Source organism: Rhodococcus sp. (in: high G+C Gram-positive bacteria) (genome assembly GCF_049286785.1).
GTDB lineage: Bacteria > Actinomycetota > Actinomycetes > Mycobacteriales > Mycobacteriaceae > Rhodococcus_F.
Window position 1 is genome coordinate 1 of the sequence record NZ_JBAQEO010000216.1, and the last position, 7,147, is coordinate 7,147.

The following is a 7,147-nucleotide window of genomic DNA, read 5'->3' on the forward strand; positions in this document are numbered from 1 at the left end:
CGCCGACCCCGGCCAGGGCGGCGGGGCCGGCGCCGCTCCCTCGACCGCTGCCACCCCCGGGCTGTCCGATCGAGCGGCCACGGCCGCAGTGCCCGCGCCGGCTCCCGACCGCAGTGTGGTGACTGCCCCGCACGGCGTCTCCCGCGGGTCAGGCGGCTGAGATGGCTTCTCGTCGCCCCGCCATGGGCGGCACCGCGGCGATCACGGTGGTCGGCGGGCCACCGGGCCTCGTCGACGACTGCTTCGCGTTGCTGGACGAACTCGAACAGGCGTGGAGCCGTTTCCTCGACACCAGCGACATCTGGCGGCTGAACTGGGCGCAGGGGCGACCGGTGCAGGTCCGTTCCTGCACCGTCCGCCTGGTGCGCGAACTGATCCGTGCCTGGGCGCTGACCGACGGAGCCTTCGACCCGACCACGCTGCCGCAGCTGGTCGCCGGCGGCTACGCCACCAGCAGCACCGACCCGACCCGGAGCACCACCCTGCCCGACACCGCCACGTGGCCGGGATCGATGACCGACATCGACATCGACGGTCCTCTGGTGAGGCTTTCTGCGGGCACCACCCTCGACCCCGGGGGCCTCGGCAAAGGACTGGCCGCCGACATGCTCACCGAGTTCGCCCTCGACCGCGGCGCCGACGGCATCCTCGCCGAAGTCGGCGGAGACCTCGTCGTCGCCGGAGCCGCGCCCGACGGCGACGCCTGGACCATCGGCATCGACGACCCTTTCACCGCCGGTGAGCTACTGACCGTCGTGCGGTTGACGCGTGGGGCCGTGGCCACCTCGAGCCGCCTGGTGCGCGTGTGGACCAGCGCCACCGGCCCTGCCCACCACCTGATCGACCCGGCCACCGGCGTCAGCGCCGTCAGCTCGACGGTGACCGCCACCGTCGTCGCCGGCAGCGGCGCGCGGGCCGAGGCCTTGACCAAGCTCGCCTTCGTCCGAGAACCCGATGCCCTGCTGGGGCAGGTCCCGCGTCTCGGCGCTGCCGCCCTGGTGCTTTCCGCCGACCGGAGACAACTGCGTTCAGTGAACTGGAGCGATTTCGAATGAGCGATCTGCACCTGTGGTGGTACGTCACCCGCGCCAGCGCCCTCGTCGCCTGGGTCACCCTGACCGCGTCGGTGCTGTGGGGAGTGCTGCTGTCGACGCGACTCCTGCGCACGATCGCCAACCCGGCGTGGTTGCAGGATCTGCATCGCTGGCTCGGTGGCACCGCCCTGATCATGACCGGCCTGCACATGCTCTCACTCGTGCTCGACTCGTGGTCCCGGTTCTCCCTCACCGACCTGCTCGTCCCGCTCTCCGCCGGCTACCGGCCCTGGCCGGTAGCCCTGGGCGTCGTGGCGTTCTATCTCCTGCTCGCCGTCTACGGGTCCTCGCTGCTACGGACGCGCATGTCGCCGCGGTGGTGGAAGCGCCTGCACTACGGCAGCTATGCCGCAGTGGTGCTGGTGTCTTTCCACGCCGGATGGTCCGGCACCGACGCCGGCGCCTGGGGATACCGACTTGTCGCCCTGATCCTGTTGGTCTCGACGATGGTGGCCGTGCTGACCCGTGTTCTGACCAGAGTCGGTCAGCCCCCCGCTCCCCAGCGGACACCACAGCGTCCGCGTTCGGCGCCACAGCCGATGACCGTAAGCGCTACGCACCTACTGGCCTCCGGCATCGTCGGCATCGACCTGACACCCTGCGACGGCAACGAACTGCCCGTGTGGACACCCGGATCGCATGTGACCGTGCACCTGCCCAACGGCCTCCAGCGCCGCTACTCGCTGTGCGGAGACGCCGCCGACCGCACCCGATACCGGATCGCGGTGCACCGGGCGCCGCACTCCCGCGGTGGCAGTTCCTGGTTTCACACCACCGCCTGCCCCGGCACGGTCCTGTACGTCTCCGCACCGGAGAACCACTTCCCGCTCGAGCCCGCACACGAATACCTCTTCCTGGCCGGGGGTATCGGTATCACCCCGATCAAGGCAATGATCGAATCGGTACCCGCGCACCGCCCATGGCGGCTGATCTACCTCGGTCGCAGCCGAGAAACAATGGCGTTCTGCGAGGAACTCGAGCAGCGATGGCCGCAGAACGTGACGATCCATGCCCGCGACGAGAACGGCATTCGCCTCGACCTGGCCCCCATCCTCGCCGCCACCACCGCCGCGGTGTACTGCTGCGGCCCCGCGGCGATGACCGACGAGGTCGTCGACCGTGTGTCGCCCACGCGCCTGCACATCGAAAGGTTCACCGCGGCACCGGGACCGTCACCCGGTCCGCGCCGGCCCATCGATATCACCTGCATCCGCAGCGATCGTCACGTGCACGTCTCGGAGAACCAGTCCGTACTCGAAGCCCTCGAACACGCTCGTGTACCGGTCATCGCCTCGTGCCGCGAGGGCGTGTGCGGGGCCTGCGAGACCCAGGTGCTGTCCGGCGAGGTCGAGCACCTCGACGCGGTGCCGCACACCACGGGCGAGGATCGGCTCGATGTCATGTATCCGTGCGTCTCCCGCGCCCACAGCCCCACCCTGGTCCTCGATCTGTGACGCCCCCGTCCGGGAGGATGCGGGACGTCGATTCACCGCGGCTAACGCGGATGGTTCGATGTACTGATTCGCACGCACGTCAGAAGACACACGTTTCGGAGGTTCGCGACGGTGGCAGGTCATTCACTGCGGGTTCGGGTGCCGCGCCACGCCCGTCAGCAACCGCACTGGACTGGGCGCCGCCGTAGGGCGGTGACCGGCCTACGGATCCTGTCCGCGGTGGTGTCCGTCGTGGTCCTGGCTGTCACAGGCTTCGGATGGCATCTCTATCACGGCGTCGCGGCCGGGCTGACCCAATCCGGGGTGCTTGTCGGGGAGCCCACCTCCAGCGGAAGCGATCAGAACATTCTGGTGATGGGCCTCGACAGCAGGCTGGACGAAAAAGGGCAGCCACTTCCGGCCGACATCTACGATGCATTGCACGCCGGTGACGACAGCGTCGGCGGTTACAACGCCAACGTGTTGATTCTGTTGCATATCCCGAGCGACGGTTCGAAGGCAACCGCAATCTCGATTCCGCGCGACGATTACGTCGATTTAGCTGGGTGCACGGCCAATGACTGCAAGGGCAAGATCAAACAGGCCTACGGAGAGGCGGCCGACACCGCCCGCAAAGCGATGTCGGCGCGGGGAGTGACGGATACGGCGCAACTCGAACAACAATCCCGCGACGCTGGGCGTAGAGCCGAGATCGCCACGGTCAGGAAGTTCCTCGGTGGCGTGCCGATCGACCACTTCGTCGAGGTGACCTTGGTCGCGTTCTTCCAGATCGCACAGGTGGTGCAACCGATCGAGGTGTGCCTGAACGAGGACACTTCCGACAGCTATTCCGGGGCGAAATTCCGTCAGGGTGTCCAGGAGGTCGATGCCGCGCAGGCGGTCGCATTCGTGCGCCAACGGCGCGACCCGAACACCGATCTGAACTTCACCGACCTGGACCGGAACCGCCGACAGCAGGCGTTCATCATCTCGCTGTCCAGGAAATTGCAGCAGAACGGGACACTGACCAGCATAAGCAAGCTGCAGGGAATCCTCGATGTCGCGAAGCAGAACATCGCCGTCGACAGTGACCCCGATGTGGCATCGTTCGCGAAAACGGCCACCAAACTCACTGGCGGCAACATCGCGTTCTACACCCTTCCCGTCGATCATTTCGGGCAGAACGACAACGGTGAAGACGTCAACATCGTCGATCTCTCCGCAATCCACACCACCGTCGCGCAACTGCTCGGGCATGGATCATCCACTTCCGGATCAGCAAGTATCGAATCCACCCCCTCGCCCACCACATCGGGCACTGTCGGCGACGCCGAGGGAACTGTGCTCGACGTTGTCAATTCCAGCGGCCGGACCGGGTTGGCGGCGCAGCTGGAAACAGAGCTTTCCGCGCGCGGATTCACCCAAGGCTCGGCGACCACAGGAGCGGTGCACGCCACCTCCACCCTCGAATACGGCTCCGGCGCTGCGAAACCCGCGCAGCAACTCGGTGAGATCACCGGACTTCCCGCGGTCGCACGCGCCGACTTACCAGCTCACGCGGTGCGATTGACCGTCGGCACAGGCTTCACCGTGCCGGCCGCTCTGTCCGCCGTCACCCCGAAGTCATCTCCGTCCATCGGCACCTCGACACCACCCGCCCCGATGACCGCGGTACCCGCCACCGGTACAGGCGAGAACGCTCCCGCGCCAACCGATCTGACCAAACTCACCGGCGCCGACATACCGTGCGTGAAATGAGGTAGCTGTGCGCTTCTTGCGCTGGTGAATTGACAGCACACTCACAGCGTGGAGGGAGCTTCCACACAGCAAGCACCCGTAACGTCGCCCTGGAGCAGTAATTGCGAGCAGCGGAGGAACCGACAGTGACGCAGGACGACGCGGCGGGCGAATCCCGCGAGCCACGCCAGGACCATCCAGTGCCCCCGGGCGGCGGAAGCAAGCTATCGCGGAAATGGCAATCATCCCGGCTGTTGAGGATCGGGACACTGATCCTCGGGGGTTTGATAATCCTCGCTGTCGGATTCGGCGCGGGACTTTCCACTGGTGCGGCGTGGTATCACGACGGCCACCGAGGGCACTCCACGTACCGCGACGGGCATCACATGCAGGGTGATCAGCGTGGCAGGAACGAAGGACCTCACGGCGGGTATCACGGACGTGGGGACGAGAACGGTTCTCCGACCAGCCCGAGCGTGACCAGCATCGCGCCCGCCACGCCCAGCACCGAGCCCTCGGCGACGCCCGCACCGGCACCGGCGCCGTAGGCCGGCGTGCTGTCCCGGGACCAGAGGGACTGGCGTGAGGTCAGGATGTCAGGGACCACGCCGCACCTTGCGCATCGGCGAAGGGACCTAATCCGGCCTCACGAAGTGATGATCCCCAGCCGGGTTGCCAGCCAGCTCATTTCGCCGGCGAGCCCAGCGGACCAGACGGCAAAATCGTGTCCGCCCGGGACCTCGAGGTAGCGGACGTCCATGCCGGCGTGTTCCGCCGCGGCATACGCCTTCTGCACGGCCGGTTTGAGATCGCCATCGCGGTTGCCGACAATGAACACACCCGCCGAACCCGGATAGCAGCGGTGGGCCAGCAGGTCCATCGGATTGACATCGGCGAATGCGGTCGGGTTACCCGCGAACGCTGCGTCGAGGGTGCGTCGACTGTCACCGAGCGACGGCTCCGGGTCTCCGGACAGGTCCAAGAATGTGGGGTAGACCAGCGGGTAGTTGGTGGCCATCTGCAGGGCGCATGTCCCGCCCATCGACAGTCCCCCGATCGCCCAGGTCGTCGGGTCGGGGTTGGCCTGCAAATGAGACTCGATCCATGCGGGGACGTCCTCGGCCAGATAGGTCGCGGCATGTCCGAGCCGTGAATCGACGCAAAGTGGGTTGCCCCAGGTGGAGCCGGTCGAATCGGCAACGACGACGATGGGGCCGAGCCCGTCATGCCGACGGGCGAAGTTGTCCATGGTTGCGGCGAGCCTACCTCCGGTCAGCCAGTCCTTCGGCTGTCCGGGCTGACCCGCAAGCAGGATCAGCACCGGAAACTGGGGCCGAGGGTCGGTGAAGTACGCGGGCGGCAGGTAGATCTCGGCGCGGCGGGCATGAAACCCGGACCGGGCACCGGGGATCTCCGCGGACGTAACCTGCCCGGCGACAGGCAGGTCCGAAGGCGGCGTCCACACCGCATCAAGTGGGCGTCCTGCGATCGGGGTGGCCGATATCGGTGGTACCGATCCGAATCCGATGCGGTGCGCGTACTCGATCCCGAGGGCGGTCCCGACGGTGGGATACGCCGCGAAGAACAGATTGACCTGGACACCGCTGGTGAGCACGACCGCGAACACAGCAAGGATCGATACCGTCACCGGAAGCGGCCGCTTGACGGCGAGGATGCGAGGAAGCAGCAGAAACACCGAGCACAGGCCGATCCCCACCCACGTATAGACGGTGCGCGGAATCGGGTCGGGAAGTGGACGCCACACCCGATCGACGACATACCAGAGCAGTCCCGTGGCCACGAGTGCACCGATTACGGCGGCCGGAATCGCTCGACGCCGAAACCAACCGGGCCGGCCAGCCAGGAGCCACAGCCCTCCCACAGCACCGAACAGACTGGCGATGAGCGGTACCGGCCCCGAGAGCAACGACAAATCAGCAATCCACCGCACCACACCCGCGGTCACCACCGCGGTCCTGATCAGCACCCTGACCGCCCGCCCGGGCGAATCGCGCCCTCCGCGGCAGGAGTGTCGGCATCGCCCGGTAGCCGCTGCTCCGGGGTGTCGGTGTCGTTGTGGGTATCCACCATGGCCTGCTTGATCTCGGGAAACCAGACGAGCGGACCCGGGAACTCACAATTCTAGAGGGCGCTCGCCACCGATCGCCCGGCGCCACCTCGCAGCGACTCAGCCGCGGCGGAACCGCTCACGTAGTTGCGGGTCGTCTTCCCACCACACCCGAGGCCTCCCGGCTACGGCAGGAGTGTCGGCATCGGTTCCGGCGGGCACCGGGGACTGCACCGGGGTCTGTAGTTCCGCGGCGTCGAGTTCCGCGTCGATTCGTGCAGCCTTGCGACGTTCGTCCTGGTTGAAGGCGCGCAGGAGCACCAGCAGGAACGGCACCCCGAGGACGTCGGCGAGGATCCAGACGATTCCGGCGCCGATGGATTGATCCGTCCGCAGATCCGGGCCCAGGTGCGCCCGAGCCCGGCGTAATAGTCGGCGGCGATCAGGGGACCGATCAAGATGATGATGCCCAGTACGCCATCCCCGATCGTCTCGGCAATGGTGATGATCAGCGAGATCATCTGCGAATACCGGTGCGGGACCGGATCGATCTGCAACCGTGAATAGAAGTACCCGAAGCCGACTAGGACCAGGACCATCCTGGTCATCACATCGACCGGCTCATGTTCGAGCACAGCGGGATACCACCCGGTGAGGTATAGCAACCACGGTGTTGCCAGATGATCAGCGACGTCGTCGCCGGATAGGTGACAATTCGGGCCACGTGGCTGCCCAATACCGCGTCCACCCGCTGACGGACGGGTGGTCCGCACGCGGCCCGGAGCACGGTGACCGGTTTGCCGAGCGCCAGCCCG

6 protein-coding genes and 2 pseudogenes are annotated in these 7,147 nt (G+C 66.9%); 3 read left to right on the top strand and 5 right to left on the bottom strand.

Features of this window, described 5'->3' with window-relative positions; genetic code table 11:
* Positions 1 to 161 precede the first annotated feature (161 nt).
* From WAW17_RS09050 to WAW17_RS09060, 3 genes are all read left to right on the top strand, one after another.
* Positions 162 to 1,055: an FAD:protein FMN transferase gene (locus WAW17_RS09050; RefSeq protein WP_422332649.1), complete on the top strand. Its 894-nt coding sequence runs from the start codon at positions 162 to 164 to the stop codon at positions 1,053 to 1,055.
* Positions 1,052 to 2,548, top strand: coding sequence for a 2Fe-2S iron-sulfur cluster-binding protein (locus WAW17_RS09055; RefSeq protein WP_422332650.1), 1,497 nt, complete (start codon positions 1,052 to 1,054; stop codon positions 2,546 to 2,548). The genes WAW17_RS09050 and WAW17_RS09055 overlap by 4 nt, the downstream gene beginning before the upstream one ends.
* A 111-nt stretch (positions 2,549 to 2,659) precedes the next feature.
* Positions 2,660 to 4,285 (top strand): LCP family protein, encoded by a 1,626-nt coding sequence (locus tag WAW17_RS09060; protein ID WP_422332651.1) that lies wholly within the window; start codon positions 2,660 to 2,662, stop codon positions 4,283 to 4,285.
* A gap of 412 nt (positions 4,286 to 4,697) precedes the next feature.
* On the opposite strand, the gene WAW17_RS09065 is transcribed toward WAW17_RS09060, so the two are convergent.
* From WAW17_RS09065 to WAW17_RS09085, 5 genes and pseudogenes are all read right to left on the bottom strand, one after another.
* Entirely contained in the window at positions 4,698 to 4,871 is a 174-nt protein-coding gene (locus WAW17_RS09065) for a hypothetical protein (RefSeq protein ID WP_422332652.1), read from the bottom strand.
* 39 nt (positions 4,872 to 4,910) lie between these two features.
* On the bottom strand, positions 4,911 to 6,215 hold the full coding sequence (locus tag WAW17_RS09070) for an alpha/beta hydrolase (protein ID WP_422332653.1): 1,305 nt from the start codon (positions 6,213 to 6,215) through the stop codon (positions 4,911 to 4,913).
* Positions 6,216 to 6,452: 237 nt separating this feature from the next.
* Entirely contained in the window at positions 6,453 to 6,668 is a 216-nt protein-coding gene (locus WAW17_RS09075) for a hypothetical protein (protein ID WP_422332654.1), read from the bottom strand.
* 104 nt (positions 6,669 to 6,772) lie between these two features.
* Positions 6,773 to 6,967: pseudogene (locus WAW17_RS09080) on the bottom strand (cytochrome c oxidase assembly protein); the annotation flags it as partial.
* Positions 6,940 to 7,147 (bottom strand): annotated as a pseudogene (locus WAW17_RS09085) (hypothetical protein); the annotation flags it as partial. The pseudogenes WAW17_RS09085 and WAW17_RS09080, both read right to left, overlap by 28 nt.

What these genes read in the sequence shown, in the direction of transcription:
- WAW17_RS09055 (WP_422332650.1), top strand. Translation starts at nt 1,052, where the DNA reads ATGAGCGATCTGCACCTGTGGTGGTACGTCACCCGCGCCAGCGCCCTC.
- WAW17_RS09050 (WP_422332649.1), top strand. Translation starts at nt 162, where the DNA reads ATGGCTTCTCGTCGCCCCGCCATGGGCGGCACCGCGGCGATCACGGTG.